16 protein-coding genes are annotated in these 18,454 nt (G+C 60.2%); 5 read left to right on the top strand and 11 right to left on the bottom strand.

The features are described 5' to 3' along the window. Window positions 1-99 precede the first annotated feature (99 nt). Entirely contained in the window at window positions 100-2,058 is a 1,959-nt protein-coding gene (locus I9184_RS14080; RefSeq protein WP_171724446.1) for a hypothetical protein, read from the top strand. A gap of 40 nt (window positions 2,059-2,098) precedes the next feature. Here the strand turns inward: I9184_RS14080 and ileS are convergent, their stop codons facing one another. The 6 genes from ileS to I9184_RS14050 form a co-directional block, all read right to left on the bottom strand. Continuing rightward, window positions 2,099-5,011 carry an isoleucine--tRNA ligase gene (ileS, locus tag I9184_RS14075; RefSeq protein ID WP_209834929.1) on the bottom strand — a complete coding sequence of 971 codons (2,913 nt, stop codon included), beginning with the start codon at window positions 5,009-5,011 and terminating at the stop codon, window positions 2,099-2,101. A 164-nt stretch (window positions 5,012-5,175) separates the two neighbouring features. Next, on the bottom strand, window positions 5,176-7,884 hold the full coding sequence (locus I9184_RS14070; RefSeq protein WP_209834927.1) for a DUF2339 domain-containing protein: 2,709 nt from the start codon (window positions 7,882-7,884) through the stop codon (window positions 5,176-5,178). A 178-nt stretch (window positions 7,885-8,062) separates the two neighbouring features. Beyond that, on the bottom strand, window positions 8,063-8,773 hold the full coding sequence (locus I9184_RS14065; RefSeq protein ID WP_171636806.1) for a VIT1/CCC1 transporter family protein: 711 nt from the start codon (window positions 8,771-8,773) through the stop codon (window positions 8,063-8,065). A gap of 60 nt (window positions 8,774-8,833) precedes the next feature. Then, a complete protein-coding gene (locus I9184_RS14060; RefSeq protein WP_209834925.1) occupies window positions 8,834-9,823 on the bottom strand; it encodes a TIGR01620 family protein in 990 nt (329 codons plus the stop codon). Next, a complete protein-coding gene (locus I9184_RS14055; protein WP_209834923.1) occupies window positions 9,816-10,271 on the bottom strand; it encodes a GNAT family N-acetyltransferase in 456 nt (151 codons plus the stop codon). The genes I9184_RS14060 and I9184_RS14055 overlap by 8 nt, the downstream gene beginning before the upstream one ends. Further along, window positions 10,268-11,683 (bottom strand): YcjX family protein, encoded by a 1,416-nt coding sequence (locus I9184_RS14050; protein ID WP_209834921.1) that lies wholly within the window; start codon window positions 11,681-11,683, stop codon window positions 10,268-10,270. The genes I9184_RS14055 and I9184_RS14050 overlap by 4 nt, the downstream gene beginning before the upstream one ends. Window positions 11,684-11,790: 107 nt before the next feature. On the opposite strand from I9184_RS14050, the gene truA reads away from it, so the two are divergent. Further along, window positions 11,791-12,558, top strand: coding sequence for a tRNA pseudouridine(38-40) synthase TruA (gene truA / locus I9184_RS14045; protein WP_209834919.1), 768 nt, complete (start codon window positions 11,791-11,793; stop codon window positions 12,556-12,558). A 1-nt stretch (window position 12,559) separates the two neighbouring features. Here the strand turns inward: truA and I9184_RS14040 are convergent, their stop codons facing one another. The 4 genes from I9184_RS14040 to I9184_RS14025 all read right to left on the bottom strand — a co-directional run bounded on the left by I9184_RS14040 (window position 12,560) and on the right by I9184_RS14025 (window position 15,241). Further along, window positions 12,560-13,495: a hypothetical protein gene (locus I9184_RS14040; RefSeq protein ID WP_209834917.1), complete on the bottom strand. Its 936-nt coding sequence runs from the start codon at window positions 13,493-13,495 to the stop codon at window positions 12,560-12,562. Continuing rightward, window positions 13,480-14,127, bottom strand: coding sequence for a DUF1007 family protein (locus tag I9184_RS14035; RefSeq protein WP_209834915.1), 648 nt, complete (start codon window positions 14,125-14,127; stop codon window positions 13,480-13,482). The genes I9184_RS14040 and I9184_RS14035 overlap by 16 nt, the downstream gene beginning before the upstream one ends. Before the next feature lie 72 nt (window positions 14,128-14,199). After that, window positions 14,200-15,006, bottom strand: coding sequence for a thioesterase family protein (locus I9184_RS14030; RefSeq protein WP_171724455.1), 807 nt, complete (start codon window positions 15,004-15,006; stop codon window positions 14,200-14,202). Window positions 15,007-15,013: 7 nt separating this feature from the next. Then, entirely contained in the window at window positions 15,014-15,241 is a 228-nt protein-coding gene (locus I9184_RS14025; RefSeq protein ID WP_171636793.1) for a hypothetical protein, read from the bottom strand. A 130-nt stretch (window positions 15,242-15,371) separates the two neighbouring features. On the opposite strand from I9184_RS14025, the gene I9184_RS14020 reads away from it, so the two are divergent. Beyond that, on the top strand, window positions 15,372-16,307 hold the full coding sequence (locus I9184_RS14020; protein WP_209834913.1) for a glyoxylate/hydroxypyruvate reductase A: 936 nt from the start codon (window positions 15,372-15,374) through the stop codon (window positions 16,305-16,307). Between the two features lie 15 nt (window positions 16,308-16,322). On the opposite strand, the gene I9184_RS14015 is transcribed toward I9184_RS14020, so the two are convergent. Further along, window positions 16,323-16,679, bottom strand: a complete 357-nt coding sequence (locus I9184_RS14015) for a hypothetical protein (protein ID WP_209834911.1) — start codon at window positions 16,677-16,679, stop codon at window positions 16,323-16,325. 325 nt (window positions 16,680-17,004) lie between these two features. On the opposite strand from I9184_RS14015, the gene I9184_RS14010 reads away from it, so the two are divergent. Beyond that, the gene (locus I9184_RS14010; RefSeq protein WP_170344942.1) at window positions 17,005-17,328 is read left to right on the top strand and encodes a hypothetical protein; all 324 of its coding nucleotides are present in this window, start codon (window positions 17,005-17,007) and stop codon (window positions 17,326-17,328) included. A gap of 54 nt (window positions 17,329-17,382) precedes the next feature. Then, the gene (locus I9184_RS14005) at window positions 17,383-18,369 is read left to right on the top strand and encodes a glyceraldehyde 3-phosphate dehydrogenase NAD-binding domain-containing protein (protein WP_209834909.1); all 987 of its coding nucleotides are present in this window, start codon (window positions 17,383-17,385) and stop codon (window positions 18,367-18,369) included. Window positions 18,370-18,454: the final 85 nt, after the last annotated feature.

Here is an 18,454-nt window from a genome sequence, read left to right as displayed (position 1 = left end):
GCGCGGGAATGTGCAAGACCACGCAAAACGTCATTTTTGGGCATTGGCGCCATTCGTGATACGCTCCTGCCGTTACTTAAAGAGATTTTGGAGAACGCAATGGGTCGACATTTGATCCTCACAGTACATGGAATCGGTGAACAAAAACCCGGCGAAACCGTCGATCAGGTCGTTGGCGCAGCAACAACTTGGCTGGATGGAAACCCCAGACCACCGATCGAAGTCGAACGCGGCATGATCGAACTGGCCGAATCCACCTTCGACGGAAATCCACGAAATGCAGAGCTGTTCGAAGTCAATCTGCGCACGGTGACTGACCCGGCTGTTCCTCAGGACAAGGCCCTGTTTGCCGAAGTTTATTGGGCTGATCGCTCTCCGGCCCCGAAAGGAGCGATCAAAACCGTGCTGGACCTGATTTGGGTCGTTCTGGCGTTGGGATATCTGGCGATGGACAATGTCGAGCAAACCCACATCCGAAAAGGCGTTGCTTCGGACCAACCCAATGGCAGGAATACACTGGCGGCACAGCTGGTACATCTTTTTACATGGGTCTTCTTCGGTGCAGTTGCGACGCTGAACGTCTTTTTGTTGATCGGTGCCGCAGCGGTCATGACCGACCGGATACCTGTCTCGGTTTTCCAGAACCCTACCCTGTTGTTCTGGCTTCTGTTCGTGCTGTACGCCGGCGGAGCCATTGTCGGGCTGGGGCAAAGCCGATCCGCACCGACCTATCTCAGGCGGGTCTTCTGGCGAGGAATGCTCGCAATGGGAACAGCACTGACCCTGTGCCTGGTCATTGGGCCGCTGGGCCTGAAATTGTGGGCATGCGCCCCTTCCGAAACCGGAAATTGCCCGCCGGCCCTGGAGCAATTCGTGGCGTTTCAGGTTTTTCTGCTCTCCATCTTCTGGGCCACTCTTATCTTCCTGACAATCATTCTTTACGCGTTGTCCGCCTGGACGTTGCGGATCAATGACACACTTTCAGAGCACAGGCGGCTGTACCCCAGCATCTGTGCAGGCATGCTGGTTTTCTGGATGTTCTTCATTTCCGGCCTCTGGTTGACCATAGAGCAATTACTGGAAACTGTTTCGGGCCTGTCCGGCGGTCAGCTGCAACGTCTTTTTGAAAGCAATTTGAACGAGTCCATCGAAACTCTCAGTGTGGCCTTTGTTGCCATCGTTCTGTTGGGGTTCGTTGGCGTCGGGCTTTTTGCAGGTCGCAAAACGTACAAGGCCAACCTTCACACCCGCAGCGGTCTGATTAGCCGGGCGATTGTAAACCGGCTGGCGCAGTGGGTCTTTCTGTTTGGTACAATCGTGCTGGTTCTGGTCACGATCCGAGAGATCGCAGCCAACCAGAGTTTTGAGGCCGCATGCAACGTGGGCATAGGTGAAACCAACCCGATCTCTTGGGCTTTGGACAGGTTGGCCTGTTCGCAGGGCGAGATCGGCCTGATCGTTCTTGGCGCAACTGCGTTGATGTACCGGTTTTCTGATTTTGTTTCCGCCGGGCTGGGCGTTGCACGGGATATCGTTACCTACGCCATTCGCGACAAATGCTATCTGGAAAAAGATCTGGAAACGCGGCAACGTAACTATCCGGATCGTAAGGCTATAGACGAGCGTTTCTATCGCACGTTGTACTATGTTCTCGATATCTTTCCAGCGGATCATATCACGGTGATATCCCATTCGCAGGGCACCGTGATCGCCACACAGATGCTTGCTGACCCACGTGTCCAAAGACGCATCGGCGGGCGGGCTCTGACACTCATCACGATGGGCTCTCCGGTCACCCATATCTATCAGCGCTATTTTCCCGAGATGTTCACCATCACCGCCAGTCAGTTGAACGCCGCGTGGTTCAACATCTTCCGGCAGGACGATTTTGTCGGAACCGAGATCGAGGGTGGGCTCATTTTTGCAAATCGAAACATCCCGGTCGATCCCGGCGGGCACACCGGTTACTTTACGGACTATCAGGTTTGGAAAGCCCTGTCAGATCCTGCCATTGGCTTTGATCTGTTCAATCCAACACGGCAATCTGTGCAGACATAGCCCAAAATGCCCCCCGACTGAATTCGGGGGGCGCGTTGATTTAACCCAGCGCCTCATTGCAGCGCCCGCAGACGCCCGCGTGGGTGTGGCGGCCCACATCAGGCAGGATTTTCCAGCAACGCTGACATTTCTCGCCTTCTGCTTTTTCGAACACGACGGCAACGCCTTCGATTTCCGGCACACGGAACGCCTCGGCCGGGGCGGGATCGCCGGTCACGGTCAGGCCCGAGGTGATGCACATGTCGTCCACGTCGAACGTGGCCAGCAGATCGCGGGTATCACCATCCTCGACATGCACGATCGGTGCCGCCTCGAGGCTGGAGCCGATCACCTTGTCCTGACGCTGAACCTCGAGCGCGGCAGTCACGGCCCGGCGCACACGACGCACCTTGGCCATGTTGGCCTCAAGCTCGGCATCGCGCCAATCGGCGGGTGTGTCCGGGAAATCCACCAGATGGACCGAACTGTCATCGCCCGGGAACCGCTCCAGCCAGACCTCTTCCATGGTGAAGACCAGAACCGGGGCCAGCCAGGTGGTCAGGCGGTGGAACAGAATATCCAGAACAGTGCGCGCGGCGCGGCGGCGTGTGCTGTCCCCATCGCAGTACAGAACATCCTTGCGAACGTCGAAATAGAAGGACGACAGATCAACCGTAGCAAAGTTGAACACGGCGCTGAAAACACCCTGGAAATCAAACGAGGCATAGCCCTTGCGCACCTGCTCATCCAATTCCGCCAGACGGCTGAGAACCCAGCGTTCCAGACGCGGCATATCCTCGGGCGCGACGCGGTCGGCCTCGGTGAAGTCGGCCAATGAGCCCAGCATGAACCGCATGGTGTTGCGCAGACGGCGATAGCTGTCGGCAGTGCCCTTCAGAATCTCCGGCCCGATCCGCTGGTCGGCGGTATAATCGGTCTGAGCCACCCACAGGCGCAGAATATCGGCGCCGTATTGCTTGACGACCTCTTCCGGCACGATGGTGTTGCCCAGCGATTTGGACATCTTGTTGCCCTTGGCGTCCAGCGTGAAGCCATGGGTCACCACGTTGCGATAGGGTGCACGGCCCTTGGTGCCGCAGGCCTGCAGCATCGAGGAATGGAACCACCCGCGGTGTTGGTCGGTGCCTTCCATGTAAACATCGGCGATGCCGTCTTCGGTGCCATCCTCACGGTCGCGCAGAACGAAAGCGTGGGTCGAGCCTGAGTCGAACCAAACGTCCAGCACGTCAAAGACCTGATCGTAGTCGTCCGGGTTGGCGATACCATCGAGGATCTTCTCTTTGAACCCGTCGGCGTACCAGACGTCTGCGCCATCCTTCTCGAATGCCGCTTTGATGCGCGCGTTAAGTTCTTCGTTGCGGAGCAGGTATTCCGCGTCGGTGGGCAAAGCGCCCTTCTTTGTGAAGCAGGTCAGCGGCACGCCCCAGGCGCGCTGACGGGACAGAACCCAGTCCGGGCGCGCCTCGATCATCGAATACAGGCGGTTGCGGCCCGTCTGCGGTGTCCACTTCACCAACTCGTCAATTGACCGCAGCGCGCGTTCGCGGATGGTGTCGCCCATCTCTCCCATGCCGTCGTCCAGCTTGCGGTCGACCGAGGCAAACCACTGCGGCGTGTTGCGATAGATGATCGGAGCTTTCGAGCGCCAGGAATGCGGATAGCTGTGCTTGATCTTGCCACGCGCCAGCAGCCCGCCGACCTCGGCAAGCTTGTCGATGACGGCCTTGTTCGCATCACCCTCGCCGCCCTTGCGGGACAAGATGTGTTTGCCGCCAAAGAACGGCAGATCAGCACGGAACGAGCCATCGTCCATTACGTTGTAAGTGATGACCTGTTCCAGCATGCCCAAATCGCGGTAAAGCTCGAATTCCTCCATGCCGTGCGACGGTGCACAATGGACGAATCCAGTACCTTCGGTATCGGTCACGAAGTCAGCGGCGCGGAAATCGCGGATGTCGTCCCATTCGCCATTGCCGCCATCGGCGCCGGCCAGCGGGTGAAGCAGCTGAACGCTCTCCAACTCGTCGGCAGTCACGTCACGCACACGGGTCCATTGATCGTCGTTCAGACGGGCACGGCCCAATACATCGGCGGCCAGGTTGTCGGCCAACAGGAACTTGTCGCCTACCTTGGCCCAGCATTCTTCCGGCGCGCCGGTGACTTCGTAGAGTCCATAGGAGATGTCTTTACCGTATACGACGGCCTTGTTCGACGGCATGGTCCACGGCGTGGTCGTCCAGATCACCACACAGGCGTCATCCAGATCACCCGCGTTGACGATCTTGAACTTCACCCAGATGGTGAAGCTTTCCTTGTCGTGATACTCGACCTCGGCCTCGGCCAGGGCCGTCTTTTCGATGGGCGACCACATGACTGGCTTTGAACCCTGATAGAGCGTGCCGTTCATCAGGAACTTCATAAATTCGTCCGCAATCACCGCCTCGGCGTGATAATCCATGGTGATGTAGGGATCGGGCCAGTTGCCAGTGATGCCCAGACGCTTGAACTCTTCGCGCTGCACGTCGATCCAGCCTTCGGCGAACTTGCGGCATTCCTGACGGAAATCGACGATGTTCACCTCGTCCTTGTTCTTGCCCTTCTTGCGGTACTGTTCCTCGATCTTCCATTCGATCGGCAGGCCGTGGCAGTCCCAGCCGGGGACGTATCGCGCATCAAAGCCCATCATCTGATGGGATCGCACGATCATGTCCTTGATGGTCTTGTTCAGGGCGTGGCCGATATGCAGGTGACCATTCGCGTAAGGGGGGCCATCGTGCAGGGTAAAGGGCGTGCGGCCCTTTTTCTCGCGCAGGCGGTCATAGACACCGATGGTCTCCCACCGTTCCAGCCATGCGGGTTCGCGCTTGGGCAGGCCGGCGCGCATGGGGAAATCGGTTTTGGGCAGGTTCAGCGTGTCTTTGTAATCAGGTGTCTGGATCGTGTCGGCGCACATTTGGGGCGTCCTTTGGATGATCTGGTCGTCTATTGGATCGAAGCGGTCGGTGCGAAGTCTCAAACACCTTTGCCCGGCGTCTCAGGAGGTCAGAGCGCCGGGGATATAATTCGAATAATGATGGCCATCCGGTCATACATGGCGCGCTTATATGACGCCGGCACCTAATGGTCCAGAGGTTCTGCCCGCTGCGGCGAATGGCGCAGTTTCGCCCACCGGTTCAGCCACGCAAGACCGGCCAGCGCAAGGCCCAGCGCCAACAGCGAAAACACCCGGATCAGGCCGCCCAGACCGGCGATGTCGATCAGGAAGACCTTGGCCACCGCCAGCCCGATCACCGCCAGCCCGGCCTTGCGCATCAGGTCGGATCGGCGGGCAAGAGATTGATAGAACAAAGCGGCCCCGATCAGCAGCAGCACCAAAGTGTAGGTATACAGTTCCGGCTGGGTGACGCCGTTGCCTTCATACATACCCGCCGCGCCCTGCCAGACGTGACGGATGGTCAAACCCAACCAAACTGCCGCCAACGTCCCTGCAACGGCAAAGCTTGCTTGCATGATCGGTTTCGGCATTTCCCGGATCCTCCAGACCGATCCACCGATGGCCAATGCGGGCAACAGATAAGCAACGGCCAGCGTATTCAAAACCGGCGGCCCAAGCACCGGATCCGCATTCGGATCAAACAAGGGGTTCTGGTCCGCCAATGCCTGCAACAGATAGAAAAGGCCATGCCCCGCAAAGAACAGAGCAAGCAGGTATCGCAGATAGTTCAGTTTGCCACCCAGCCCGAACCTCTGTACCTGCGCGAACGCAAGCAAAAGCCAGATGACGGCCAACAGACCCAGGCCCCAATGGCTGTTGTCAGCGCCGCCCTCGCCAAAGCCTTCGAGCCAACGCAGCAGCAGCAAGGAAAGCAGGATACCCGCTGTCGCCCAGGCCGCACTTTCCAGCAGCAGCGCCGCCAGAGGGCGCTTCAACGGACGCAAAAGCCACCAGCCCACGACAAATCCCAATGTGGCCGCGCCATAGACCATCGCCACCTCGGACACCGGAGCGGAATTGGCCCAATCCAGCCCGGGATCAAGCACCAAACGCACCGTGACGGAAAAGACACCGGCCCAGATGAACCAGCTCATCGGCGGCAGGATGAACCTGCGGTCCAACGCGGCCGCAACCACAACGCTGGCGACCAATGCAACCGTCAGCGCCGCCGAGCTGAGCACGATGACGCAGGCAAAGACCAGACACGACAGCATGGACAGGGTGGCCAGCGCCGCTCGCATCCGGTCATCGCCGTCAACGCGGGCAAAGCGTTCAGCCAGAACCACCATCAACACAGCCAGCGCAATCGCGTGGAGCGCCCAGGGGTAAGCCCCGATCACCGAAGCCGGATGCCAGCCTATTTCCAGCGCGATGGCCAGAACGGGTGCAAAAAGCGCGGCTCCTCCGGCCCAAACGGCGCGATACTGGCTTGCCTTGAATGACCGCCATGCCATCAGGGCCGACATCAAACCTCCCAAAGCGACCAGAACAGTCACCACCATCGGATAGTCGGCCTCGGGCGTTTCCGCGTAAGTGGCCGCGAACCTGCCCAGAACCGCGCCCTTCTCAAGCCCGTGAGAGGCGACAAAGACCACCAAACCGGCCGCAGGCAGGACAGTCAGGTCCCGAAGGGCCGGTGCATCCTTGGCCCAGAGGAGCAGCGCCAGAACAAGGGCAGTCAACAGGCTAACGCCCAACCAGAATTCGGACTCTGTGTCCGCCCAATGCCAGGACAGGATCACCGTACTTGCCGCGATGGCCCCGGCGGCCAGTCGAGTTGGAAATTCTGGCCAGGGGCTGGCCTTTGGGCGGCGGATCATCTCAGTCAGCATGGGGCCCGCGTGATTTGGCCAAATGCGCCGCACCGGAATGGCGGTTGCCAAAAGCGCCAGCACCGTTGCCGCGATCAGGTATCCCGATTCCCTACTCGGCGCGCCCATCACCAGAAGCAGATTCGCCGCATAGGCCCCGAACAGTGTCAGGACCGAGATCCACGCCCAGCGCCGTACCGTGTCGATACCCAGACCCAAGACGGCGACCAGCAGGAAATACGCGTAAAGCCACGACGGATCATCGGACGTGCCCCCGACCAGGAAAGGCGCCGCGAAGGCACCGGTCAAACCGACCGCAGCCAACAGCGGACCATGGAACCACCCCAGAACGAGCCCCACCAGCGCGACAACGACCATCCCTGCCAGTGCCGTTTCGGCACCGATCAGGTTGTACAGCTGGCGCGCGGACAGGATGGCCCCGAACAAAGTGACAAGCCCGGCACCGGAAAAGACCGAGGGCAGATAGGCGGTTGCCACCGCTTCGTCATCACCGAACTTGCGGCGCAGGACTTCTCCTCCAATGATCAGAACCGTGCCGAAACCCAGGGCTGCGACGACACGGGCCGCCGGCGGCAGCAAACCGTTTTCGACGCCGTATTGCACAAGGAAAATACCGGCCAGCGCCAGAGACAGGGCCGAAACCACATAAAACCAGTTCTCGCGCAGCCACGCTCCCAATGCCGCAAACCTGTCATGGCGAAACACGACAGCCGGAGAAGAAACCTCTGCATCCTGAGCGTCGGCACTGTTGTCTTCCTGCCGCTTTGGAGCCGACCAGGGTGCCGGCCTGCGCGGCTTTTCTTCAGCAGCAGGATGCGGTGCAGGCGTTTCCTGTTCCGGTTGCGGCAGGACCGTCGCATCGCCTGAGGCCAAGGCGTCGATTTGCGCTTCCAGCTGCTCTACCCGGCGACGCAAACGGGAATGCCCGACCAAAAGAGCGATCAATGTCACAGGGATGGCCAGAACAATCAGGCCAACAAGAACAAGCAGCGATTCCAACCGAGTCTCCGATCCTTTTGGAGGTCAGGCTATCTTGAGCCGTCCGAAAGTGACAGTCAGGAAAGCTGTGATCCGATCTAAAGCACCGAAATCGCCGGGCGCGCGATCGTCGGCCTGAAAAGGTCCGGGGTCTGCGGTAAGGCCCACTGCAACAACCGTCATCCCAGCGCCGCAAATTTCATGGGTGGAACAGGGACCCGACGAGATACGCGATCAGCGCGGCCAGCCCGCCGATCAAAAGCGTCTCGATCCCCGACCGCCACCAGGGGGCCAGTGACCACCGGCTTTTGAGCGCGCCAATCGCAAAAAAGACAGCCATGGTCATCCAGGCCGAGATCGCAAACGCGTTCGGCACGGACACCAGAAACGGCAGCAATGGAATCATCCCCGCCACCAGAAACGCAAAGAAGGTGGCCAATGCGGCTTTCATCGGATGCGGGTCGACACTGCCCAGACCATACTCACCTTCGATCATCAGGTTGATCCAGTTTTCGGTGCTCGAGGTGATCTCTGCCGTGGCCTCGATCAGAATGTCGCCAGACAGCCCTTTTTGCGCAAGGATCTCTCGCACTTCTTCGCGCTCACCATCCGGGTACAACGCAATGTGGCGTTCCTCGACCGCGCGGATGCGGCGAATGTTGTCCAGCTCGGCCTTGGTGCCTGAATAATTGCCCGCAGCCATCGAAAACCCGTCAGCCAGAACATTCGCCAGGCCAAGCGCCACGATAACGAAAGGGGAAAGACCTGCCCCTGCAACGCCTGCCACAATGGCAAATGTGGTGACGGACCCGTCGATGCCGCCATAGACGACATCGCGCAACACGCCGCGTCCGGGCGGTGCGTTGATCCGTTCGGCGATTTCCTGCGGGCTGTGACCGTGATCCGTCATGGCTGGCTCCTTTGACACATTCAGTGTGCCGAAGCGCAGGCCGGGGCGCCTTGCTTTGGATCAACCCTTGGAAAACAGGCCCTGCAAGGCGCGTTTGATGATGCTCCGCGTCGAAGGTTTGTGCCTGTCCGAGAACGGCAGCGGGCGGCACACCTCCATCGCGGCCACACCCACACGGGCGCTGAGTGCCCCGTTGACCAGACCCTCGCCGAACCGGCGTGACAGTTTGCTCAGAACGGAACCGCCCAGGACAGGCTCCAGCAGATCATCGCCGACTGCAACCGCCCCTGTCGCCACCAGATGCACAAATACACTGCGGGTCAGACGCCAGCCGCCCAGCGTACCCGCGCGCCCGCCATAGATTTCGGCAACCCGGCGGATCATCCGCAATGACGCGGCCAGCGCGGTTATCACATCCGCAAGCGCCAGCGGCACCAATGCGGTCACGGTTGCAACTTGCCGGGCCGCGGCCTCGACCTCTCGGCTGGCGGCTTGGTCCAGAGGCGCCAACAGCTCAACTTCGGCAAGTTCCAGCAGAGCTGACGCATCGAACTGATCTGCCATCCGCTCGGCCAATCGTTCGCGGCCCCAGCGTGTGTCTTCCCGGCCCTTGTAGAATGCGATGATACGATTGGTGACTGCGCGGGCCTGAGCCAGATCGTCCTCTGCCAACGCGATATCTGCGGCCCGGCGCAGGCCATCCACACGGGACAATCGCCCCAATGCGGCCAGTTCACGGATTGCGATCATAAGCGCCACAAGAACCAGCGCGGCGATCAACCCGGTTACGATCCACCCCAAAACAGGCGTTCGCGCCACCAGCGAAGTTGCAAAATCCCACGCGGCCACCGATACGGCCGCCCCGACCACTGCCAGGGCCAGCCCCCAGAACCAGCGCGCCAGAGCCGATGGCTTGCGCGCCGCCAGCCGCGCCGCGCCTTGCATCGCCTGCCCTTGTGGTTGCGTGATGTCCGGCACCGGCGGGGCCTTGGCGACATCGGCAGGGGGTTCATCCGTTTCAAGATCGATCAAAACCGGGCCTTTAGCCATTGATCACATCCTCGCTGCACCAGACAAACCGTATGTCCGGCAGGTTTTCGTCGTTGTCCGCCCCATCGCTGCGGGCCACCTCGGCAAAGCCGTTACGTTCATAAAACCGGCAGGCTCGGGCATTGTTCTGAAACGCGTACAAGCTCAGCTCTGAGCGGGCCGATTTGGCGTGATCCAGCAATTGCCGACCAATCCCGCGGCCCCGAACCGAAGCATCCAGATAAAGCGAATGGATTTCACGACCGTCGAGCGCCAAAAAACCAACAACGCCGGCCTCGGTTTCGGCCACGGTCACCCATTCCAGATCAATCATTCGACCACAGAAAGCAATTGTCTCGGCGCAGCTGTGCAATTCAGGCATCCAGTCGTTTTCCAAGGCGAAACCGTGCAAGATCGACCCGATGGTGCCCGCATCCGTCGGGCGCGCGCGGCGCAGAATTGTCGTCACAACCGATCTCCGATCAAGAACTGTGCCGCCCTGTCCAGCCGGATATGCGGCGGGCCATCACCAGGTTTTAGCGACAGCTTTGCCGGGGCAAAGGCCATGAAGCCGTAATCTTCGCCCAACCACGCATCAGCCCCGTTGCGGGCCGGACCCAACAGATGCGCTGGATCCTCGGGCAATTCTCCCGGGTAGAAGGCGGCCTGTTTGCCGTTCTCCAACAGGGTTCCCCGAACGCATGGCAAGTCTGTCCCGTCGTGGTGGCGCAGTTCTTCGGTCGTAGCACGCAGCGAAGCCAGAGACAGGGCCTCGGTCCGGGCTCCGGCGAAATTCGCCCGATCACTCGCCTCGCGCGTCAACGCCTCGATAATCGCGGTCAGGCGGGGATGCTGCATGTGGTGCAGGTGGTCCGCTTTTGTCGCCGCAAAAAGGATGCGTTCAACCCTTTTGCCCAGCAGCAATTGGCTGAGCCACGCGTTTCGGCCGGGGCGAAAGGCCGACAGGATATCGGCCATGGCGCGGCGCATATCCTCGACCGCCTGTGGACCTTTGTGAATAGCGCCCAGCGCATCGACGAGAACCACCTGCCGGTCGATGCGCGAGAAATGATCGCGAAAAAACGGTTTCACGACCTGGGCTTTATAGGCTTCGTATCGCCGTTCCATCTCGCGTTGAAGCGTTCTGCGCCGCGACGGGCCAGACACCACCAACGGCGCAAAGGTCAGAACCGGAGATCCGGCCAGATCCCCCGGCAGCAGGAACCGCCCGGGGGTACAGTCGTAATACCCCGCTTCACGCGCCTGATTGAGATAGGTTGTGAACGACGATGCCAGCGCCTGCGCGGTCGGCTCGTCATGTGCGCCGGATGGGTCTGCGGCATGGGCCTGCCCCAGATACTCGGCTGCCTCCGTGCGGGCCTCGATACGCGCCAGTGTTTCCCGAGACCAGTCTGCATAAGACTTGTCCAGCAGGGCCAGATCCAGAAGCCATTCGCCGGGGTAATCGACGATATCCAGATGGACGGTGCGCGGTCCCTGCAAGCCAGCAAGCAAGCCGGCTGGGCGGGCTTTGAAGGACAGGCGCAGCTCTGACACCGCGCGTGTGCTGTCCGGCCAGTGCGGTGACGGACCCGTCAGGGCGGACAGGTGCGTTTCATAATCGAACCGGGGCACGGTGTCATCCGGTTGGGGTTGCAGATAGGCGGCATTGATCCGACCTTCCTGCTGCGCAACCAACCCGGTCATGCGCCCCCGATCCAGCAGGTTCGCCACCAACGAGGTGATGAAAACCGTCTTGCCCGATCGCGCCAACCCGGTGACACCCAGGCGGATGACAGGCTCAAAAAACGTCTCGGATACGCTGTCGCCGATGGTTTCGACGCCGCGCACAAGACTGTCTGCCAGAGATGAGATGACCAATCTGTCGCCCCGCAATTATCGTTTCACCCAAGATAGGTAGAGGGTACCGCACATACCAGCGCTTTCGCCCCCTTGCCCGTTCCCGCGCCGCGCTGTACCAGCGGCACATGCCCAGATACGCGTTGAAAGTCGAATACCAGGGGGAACCGTTTGCCGGATGGCAGCGGCAGAAGGATCAGCCGTCCGTGCAGGGCGCAATCGAACAGGCCCTGTCCCGTATCCAGCCGGGTGCGCATACGATTGCTGCCGCAGGGCGTACCGACGCCGGGGTTCATGCGTTGGGTCAGGTCGCCCATTGCGACATGGCCAAGGAGTGGGACCCGTTCCGCCTGTCCGAGGCGCTGAACTATCACCTCAAACCGCAGCCGGTGGCGATCGTGGACGCCGCACGCGCGACCGACGATTGGCACGCGCGGTTTTCGGCGGTCGAACGGCAATATCTGTTCCGCGTCCTGATGCGACGCGCGCCTGCAACCCATGACAAAGGGCAGGTTTGGCAGATCAATCATCCGCTGGATGTCGAGGCCATGCAGGAAGCGGCGAACATGCTGCTGGGTCGCCATGATTTCACGACCTTCAGGTCGTCGATTTGCCAGGCGGCCAGCCCGGTCAAAACTCTGGATGAGTTGCGGGTTGAACAGGTTCAGGGCTTTTCCGGCCCCGAAGTTCATTTTCACGTAAGGGCTCGATCATTCCTGCACAATCAGGTGCGCAGTTTCGTCGGAACGCTGGAACGTGTGGGCGCCGGCGCGTGGACCCCGGAGGAGGTGCGTGAGGCGCTGGAAGCCGCCGACCGTGCGGCCTGCGGGCCGGTGTGCCCGCCGCAGGGGCTGTATCTGGCGCGGGTCGGATATCCGGAACCGGTGTTCGACTGACCTAAATCGCACGCAGCAGCAAACCACTTGCGATCACGGCAATGATCAGCCCGGCGACCAGTTCGATGGTTGGGGCCAGCACCGATGCGAACCGTGTGGCTGAGGCTGAGGCCAGCAGACCTCCGCGAAGGCCAAAGGACGTCCATCCCACCAAGGTCGTCACCAGCGCCGTTCCCAATGCCATGGCAAAAGCCCCGGCGATACCGACCATCGCGATGCCCATCTGCCACGTCAGAATCAGCACGAACAAAGCCCCTGTGCATGGTCGTGCCGCGATGCCCGCAATCAGAATCAGGGCCTCGCGCAGTGAACCCACATTCGCAACTTCCTGCGCGGTCGGGCCATGGCGGTGGCCGCAATCTGAACAGACTTCTCCATCGTGTTGGCGGTGATGCGAGTGATCATTTTCCTGATGATGGTGCTCATGGGGCGATGTGGTATTCCGTTTCTTTGCAAAACTGCGCAAAGACCGGACCACCAGCCAAAGACCGATAAGGACGATCGCTCCGTAGCTTATCGGAGCCATGACCTGTTCCGTCGTTCCAACAAGGCTTTCACGGGACATTTGGAACACCAGCACCCCGGCATAGACCAAGACGACGGCCGTCACCGCCTGCCCGAGGCTGGACAATACACTGATCGCCGACAACCGCCAGAAGGCGACACGCCGACCCAAACCGTAACCCCCGATCAGGACCTTTCCGTGGCCGGGGCCGATGGCGTGAAAGAACCCGTAGGCGAAACAGACCGTCAACAGCGTTGCCACCGCCTCGGGTTGCTCGGCACGCGCGGCACGCAAGGACCGGGCGATCTGGTTCTGGAATTCTCGTTGCTCCCCCGCAGCCCAAGCCGCAAGGCTGTCAAAGCCTCCGCTGCCCCAAAACCAGAGCAGCAGTACAATCGCCAGGCCGACAGGCAGGATCAGGTAGCGGGACATGATACGCGGATCTCGGTGGCAAAACGTTCACCGACCAGAGGGATGTCATTTTCCTCGAGGTCATAGTCGGCGTCCAGGGTCAGCAGAAAGGCCTGCATCTGGGCCAGTTCGCCGTCGATATCCGGGTCAAACCGGTCAATCTGGCACGCGGCGGGGCCCGTCACGGTCACGGGTCGCGTCACCTCGTAGGCGGTATAAAACGTCTCATCAAACGCTTTCGCAGACAGCGCCTTGGCCGCGACGGAACCGGCCTCCACCGCCCTGAGATGCGTGGTGACAACGCGCCCGTCTTCAACTGTCGCCTGCGCCTCCATCGGGCCCGACAGCGCGACGGGGGTTCCGTCTGTGGTAACGACAAGATCGCCGTTATATCCTTCCACCCACTGCGTATCGAACCCGGTCAGGAACCGTTCTTCGCTTTCCGTCAGAACGCCGTCAGCATCCTGATCCAGCTTCATGTCTTCCAGAACCAACAACGAGTAGAATTCGTCATACGCCCAGGTCACGCGAACATGGGTCAGTTGACCAGCGTCATCCACGATGAACTCCAGCCCGGTATCAATGAAGACATGGGGGTGGGCGTTGGCCTGCATCGGCAAACAAAGGATCATAGTGGTTATAAGATAACGCATAGGCGCAAGATAGGTCTCCGTCCGCGTGGCGGCAACGACATTTTCACTCCCGATGCGAAATCCGGCCCACCATCAGGTCGGCGGGAACAGAACCAGTGTTTGCAGCGCTGTGCCCACCGGACCTTGCGTATCAAAGAGGACGGACTGAGACATGCCGATGCCGGAAGGCTGCCAATGCGAAATCGATTTTGAGGCCAGCCAATCCGAAACCGGTTCACGGTGGATATGCACGGTCAGGTCCGTATTCATGAACCCCATTTCAGTGGTCGGCGCATTCCATGAGATACCGTTTCCACAATCCGCCAACGGGCACAGGGCCTGTATGGGCGATTGATCCTCGCCCTGCAAAAGCTGCGGAGTACGCATCCAAATCGTTTTGGGCCCGGCACCCTGTTTTCCCCCTGCGGGATAGCGAATATCGCTGTAATGGGCAAAGCCTGGCAGGTCGTGGCGAATTTCACCTATCGGAAAAGGGCCATCGACAACGTCCTCTATTTTCGGTGCATCCATCTCGACATTCGGCACCTGCCCCAGATCGCGCCGCAAAAGATGCATGGTTGTGGCCGTGGCGCACAACGTATCGTCGAGATCGTGCACCGTGACCCGCGTGGTCCCAAGCGTCTTTGTGTGGCGCGTGGTTTCTGCCGCAACGCGAAGCCCGGCCAGCGGGAGCGGCCTCAGCAAATCGACAGTCAGTCGGGTCAGCATCTTCTCGGGGCCGATTTCGGTTTCTGCGGCCCGTACGATCAAGCCGCTGACCGGCCCCGCGTGGCAATGTGCGGCAGACCAAGGCCCGCGCGCGGCATCGTTACCAACAAACGCCCCGTCCTCGCGCTGATGAAAATAAGTCGTGTTGGTAAAGTCGAGCGCTTCCGCCATGTGATCCTCAGGTTTGTTCTTGCGCAAATCGTTTCCGTTTGTCTGAACCCAGGCGTTCAAACACTTTCCCCATTCCGACTTTGGCGGCGAAAATGTAGGACACGCCGGCCTTGCGATCAGTTTCGCCATTACCGCCAGGGACACATGCGTCATCCATCCGAGTGACCTCGACCCCGGTCATATCAGCAACGTCTTGCAGATGATCATGAATTTGCACGGCCAGGCTGATTGTCATGTTTTCGGAAATGTCCCTCTGAAGCACCGGGTCCGGGCTATACTTTTGCCTCAAGGATGGCTTAACTGCCCGGGCCCTGTCCACCGCAGTGACGGGACGTCACCACATCAAACACATGCAGGAGCCGCACATGGCGTTGTTGATCGAAACCGGGCTGTCCAACTGGATAAGTGATGACGAAATTGCCCGCAGTTTACAGGCCGTGTTACCGGATGCGGATATCCGCACCGCCGAAACGTTGGGCAATCCTGATGACATAACCATGCTGGCCGTGGTTGACATGCAACGTGACCACCCGACGCGATTGCCGAACCTGAAACTGGTACAAAAGCTGGGCGCAGGGGTCGAGACCATTGTCAGCCATCCCGGTCTGCCCGGTCACGTTCGCATCACCCGCCTGAAGCCTGACGCACCGGCACAGGGCATTGCCGAGTGGTTTCTGGCCTATATCCTGCGCGCTCAGCGACACATGGCGTTTCACGAAGCGGCTCAAACCCGCGCCGAGTGGTCCCCGCGAGCACCGGTTTTTACCCCGGACACCGTGGTCGGTGTTCTGGGTCTTGGCCACATCGGCGCCCGCACCGCGCGGATGCTGCACGCCGTGGGCTTTCAAGTCATGGGCTGGAGCCGTACGCCCAAAGCCATTGAAGGCGTAACTTGCATGCATGGGCAGGACGCGTTGCCCGCGCTTCTTGGCCAATGTGACCACGTTTGCGCCATCCTGCCCTCGACCCCTCAGACCGCTGGCCTGTTTGATGCCCGGATGCTGGCGGCGATGAAACCCGGCAGTCAGCTGCTGAACGCCGGGCGCGGAAATCTGATTGATGAGGACGCCCTCATCGCGGCACTGGACGCAGGGGTTCCGGGGCATGCCGTTTTGGACGTCACCTCGCAGGAACCTTTGCCACAAGACAGCCCGCTATGGCGCCACCCCGGTGTGACGATCACACCACATGTTTCAGGCTGGCATCTGGGCGACGCCTTGTCGGATGTGGCTGAAAACTTCCGGCGCCTCAGCTCCGGCGCGGCCTTGCTGCATGAAGTCAATCGTGATCAGGGTTACTGAAATCTGAGCTGATGATCAGGGCGTAAGGATCCAATTGCCGTTGCCGTCGTTGCACCGGCGAGTTCGGATTTCCCTGCTCTGATCACCGCCGTCCGGCTGAATCACATGCTGAAGACCAACGCAGTTTCCCTGTACCGATCGCACCCGGATTGTCCCTTTGGAACCCGTGTCGTCATTCTTCCATGACCGTTCCTGGCCCACGGAAGGCGTACCGCTGGTCAAAAGCGCGTTCGAGGCTGCGTTGACCACTTCGAAATCTGCCGGAGACAACCCCATCTCGGCTATGATTCGGGACAGCGGCTTGGCCTCGACCACGGTGTTCATCAATAGAATGCCGCATGCGGCGATGGCGGTAAAACTTGGGGCATTCATGGCGGCCTCGCAGAGCTGAAATCATTTGTGGTCAAGGTTATACCCCTAACCCGGCAGGGCCAAGCCCCCGACACGTACCTTCGAAGCATACCAAAAAATCTGTCTGCGTGCCCCCTGTTCGCAAGCCCGCAACACAGGCGATCCGGGGTGGGTCAGGCATTGGCGGCACAGGTGCTGCAACCGGCATTTGCCATTGCCCACAGCTCGTCGGTAACACCTGCCCGACGGGGTGGCGTCGCAAATTTCTGACCTTGGGGCTTCACAGGCGGGCCGGAATTTGCTGAAATCCAAGTAAATTCTGATTTTGAGCACTGGAGATTGTTCCATGAAACTACGCCCTGCCCTGCTGGCCGTCGCAGCACTCGCTTCATCCGCGGCCCTTTTTGCATCCCCCATCTCGGCCAAGGAAGAAACCAAATCCGTGTTCGTCATGAGCCGCACCTGGGCGGTGACACAGGTTTCCGACGCGCCGGTCGTCTATCGCGCCACGCGTGACAACAACAACCTCAACCCATTCGGCCCGCCACCGCGCCTGCGCACCGTTCAGGCCATTGCCGCAATTCAGCAGGCAACCGGGTGCAAGCCGATCGTGGCCAGCATGTATCAGAACATCTCGGGCCAGTTTTTCTCGCAGGTCAGCTGCAACTGACACAGCGTCAGATCAGGCATTGAGGTCGCCGGACCGGCCTGCCATAGCTTGCGCATGAAACTCGCAATAAACGGATTCGGCCGTATTGGCCGTACGATCCTGCGGCAGGTTCTGGCCCTGCCGGCAGGGTCAGATATCGAGCTGGTGCTGATCAATGACATCGCGCCGCTGGACACCTGTGCATACCTGTTCAAATACGACAGCACGTTTGGCCCCTATTCCGGCGATGTGTCCACTGGGAACGCCGCGCTGATCGTGGATGGTCACTCAATTCCCATGACACACAGCGCTGATCTGACCCGCGTTGATCTGTCGGGCGTTGACGTCATGCTGGATTGTACGGGTATCGCCCGCAGTTCGGACGTTGCGCGTCGCGGTTTGTCTGCGGGCGCAGGCAAAGTGCTGATCTCAGGCCCCTCCCCTGCTGCTGATGTCACCGTCGTTCTGGGTGCGAACGAAGACCAGTTGGGCAGCGCCCGGATTGTGTCAAACGCATCCTGCACCACAAATGGGCTGGTGCCACTGGTCAAGGTCATCGACGATATCGGCGGTATCGTGTCGGGGCACATGACCACCATCCACTGCTATACCAACAGCCAACCGATGGTGGATGCGCCGCGTGGCGACCTTGCCCGTTCCCGGGCTGGGGCGCTGTCGATGGTTCCGACCACATCGAGCGCGATGCACCTGATCGACGTCGTCCTTCCGCATCTGGCCGGGCGTATCTCGGGCGCGGCTGTCCGCGTTCCGACGGCAAGTGTGTCAGCCGTGGACCTCGTGGTCACATTGCAGCGCGGCATGAGCGCCGAAACCTTCGATCAAGCCCTGAAACAATCCGTTGCTGCATCCCCGGTGCTTGGCTGGACTGATTTGCCGCTGGTCTCGTCCGACTTGCGGTCCCGCCCTGAATCGCTGGTTGTTGCCGGGCCCGAGACCCGTATGGTGGGTGAAAATCAGGTCAGGGTCTTTGGCTGGTACGACAACGAATGGGGCTTCTCGGCGCGAATGCTGGACGTGGCCCGCCTTATGGCAGCCGAATAGCCGGGGGCAACCTCAACACAATTTGGTCGAAAAAATTCTCGTCTCATGTATAATTCCTTTCCCCATCCGCTTTCAGATGCTCTAA

This window comes from Ruegeria sp. HKCCE3926, from assembly GCF_017872515.1.
Lineage (GTDB): Bacteria > Pseudomonadota > Alphaproteobacteria > Rhodobacterales > Rhodobacteraceae > Ruegeria.
The sequence above is the reverse complement of the archived record's forward strand: the minus strand, read 5'-3'. Positions and strand labels throughout refer to the sequence as shown.

Coding starts and splice junctions, on each gene's coding strand:
- I9184_RS14005 (WP_209834909.1), top strand. CDS start 17,383: ATGAAACTCGCAATAAACGGATTCGGCCGTATTGGCCGTACGATCCTG.
- I9184_RS14010 (WP_170344942.1), top strand. CDS start 17,005: ATGAAACTACGCCCTGCCCTGCTGGCCGTCGCAGCACTCGCTTCATCC.
- truA (WP_209834919.1), top strand. CDS start 11,791: ATGCCCAGATACGCGTTGAAAGTCGAATACCAGGGGGAACCGTTTGCC.
- I9184_RS14015 (WP_209834911.1), bottom strand. CDS start 16,679: ATGAATGCCCCAAGTTTTACCGCCATCGCCGCATGCGGCATTCTATTG.
- I9184_RS14080 (WP_171724446.1), top strand. CDS start 100: ATGGGTCGACATTTGATCCTCACAGTACATGGAATCGGTGAACAAAAA.
- ileS (WP_209834929.1), bottom strand. CDS start 5,011: ATGTGCGCCGACACGATCCAGACACCTGATTACAAAGACACGCTGAAC.
- I9184_RS14035 (WP_209834915.1), bottom strand. CDS start 14,127: ATGCGTTATCTTATAACCACTATGATCCTTTGTTTGCCGATGCAGGCC.
- I9184_RS14060 (WP_209834925.1), bottom strand. CDS start 9,823: ATGGCTAAAGGCCCGGTTTTGATCGATCTTGAAACGGATGAACCCCCT.
- I9184_RS14065 (WP_171636806.1), bottom strand. CDS start 8,773: ATGACGGATCACGGTCACAGCCCGCAGGAAATCGCCGAACGGATCAAC.
- I9184_RS14025 (WP_171636793.1), bottom strand. CDS start 15,241: ATGACAATCAGCCTGGCCGTGCAAATTCATGATCATCTGCAAGACGTT.
- I9184_RS14020 (WP_209834913.1), top strand. CDS start 15,372: ATGGCGTTGTTGATCGAAACCGGGCTGTCCAACTGGATAAGTGATGAC.
- I9184_RS14030 (WP_171724455.1), bottom strand. CDS start 15,006: ATGGCGGAAGCGCTCGACTTTACCAACACGACTTATTTTCATCAGCGC.
- I9184_RS14040 (WP_209834917.1), bottom strand. CDS start 13,495: ATGTCCCGCTACCTGATCCTGCCTGTCGGCCTGGCGATTGTACTGCTG.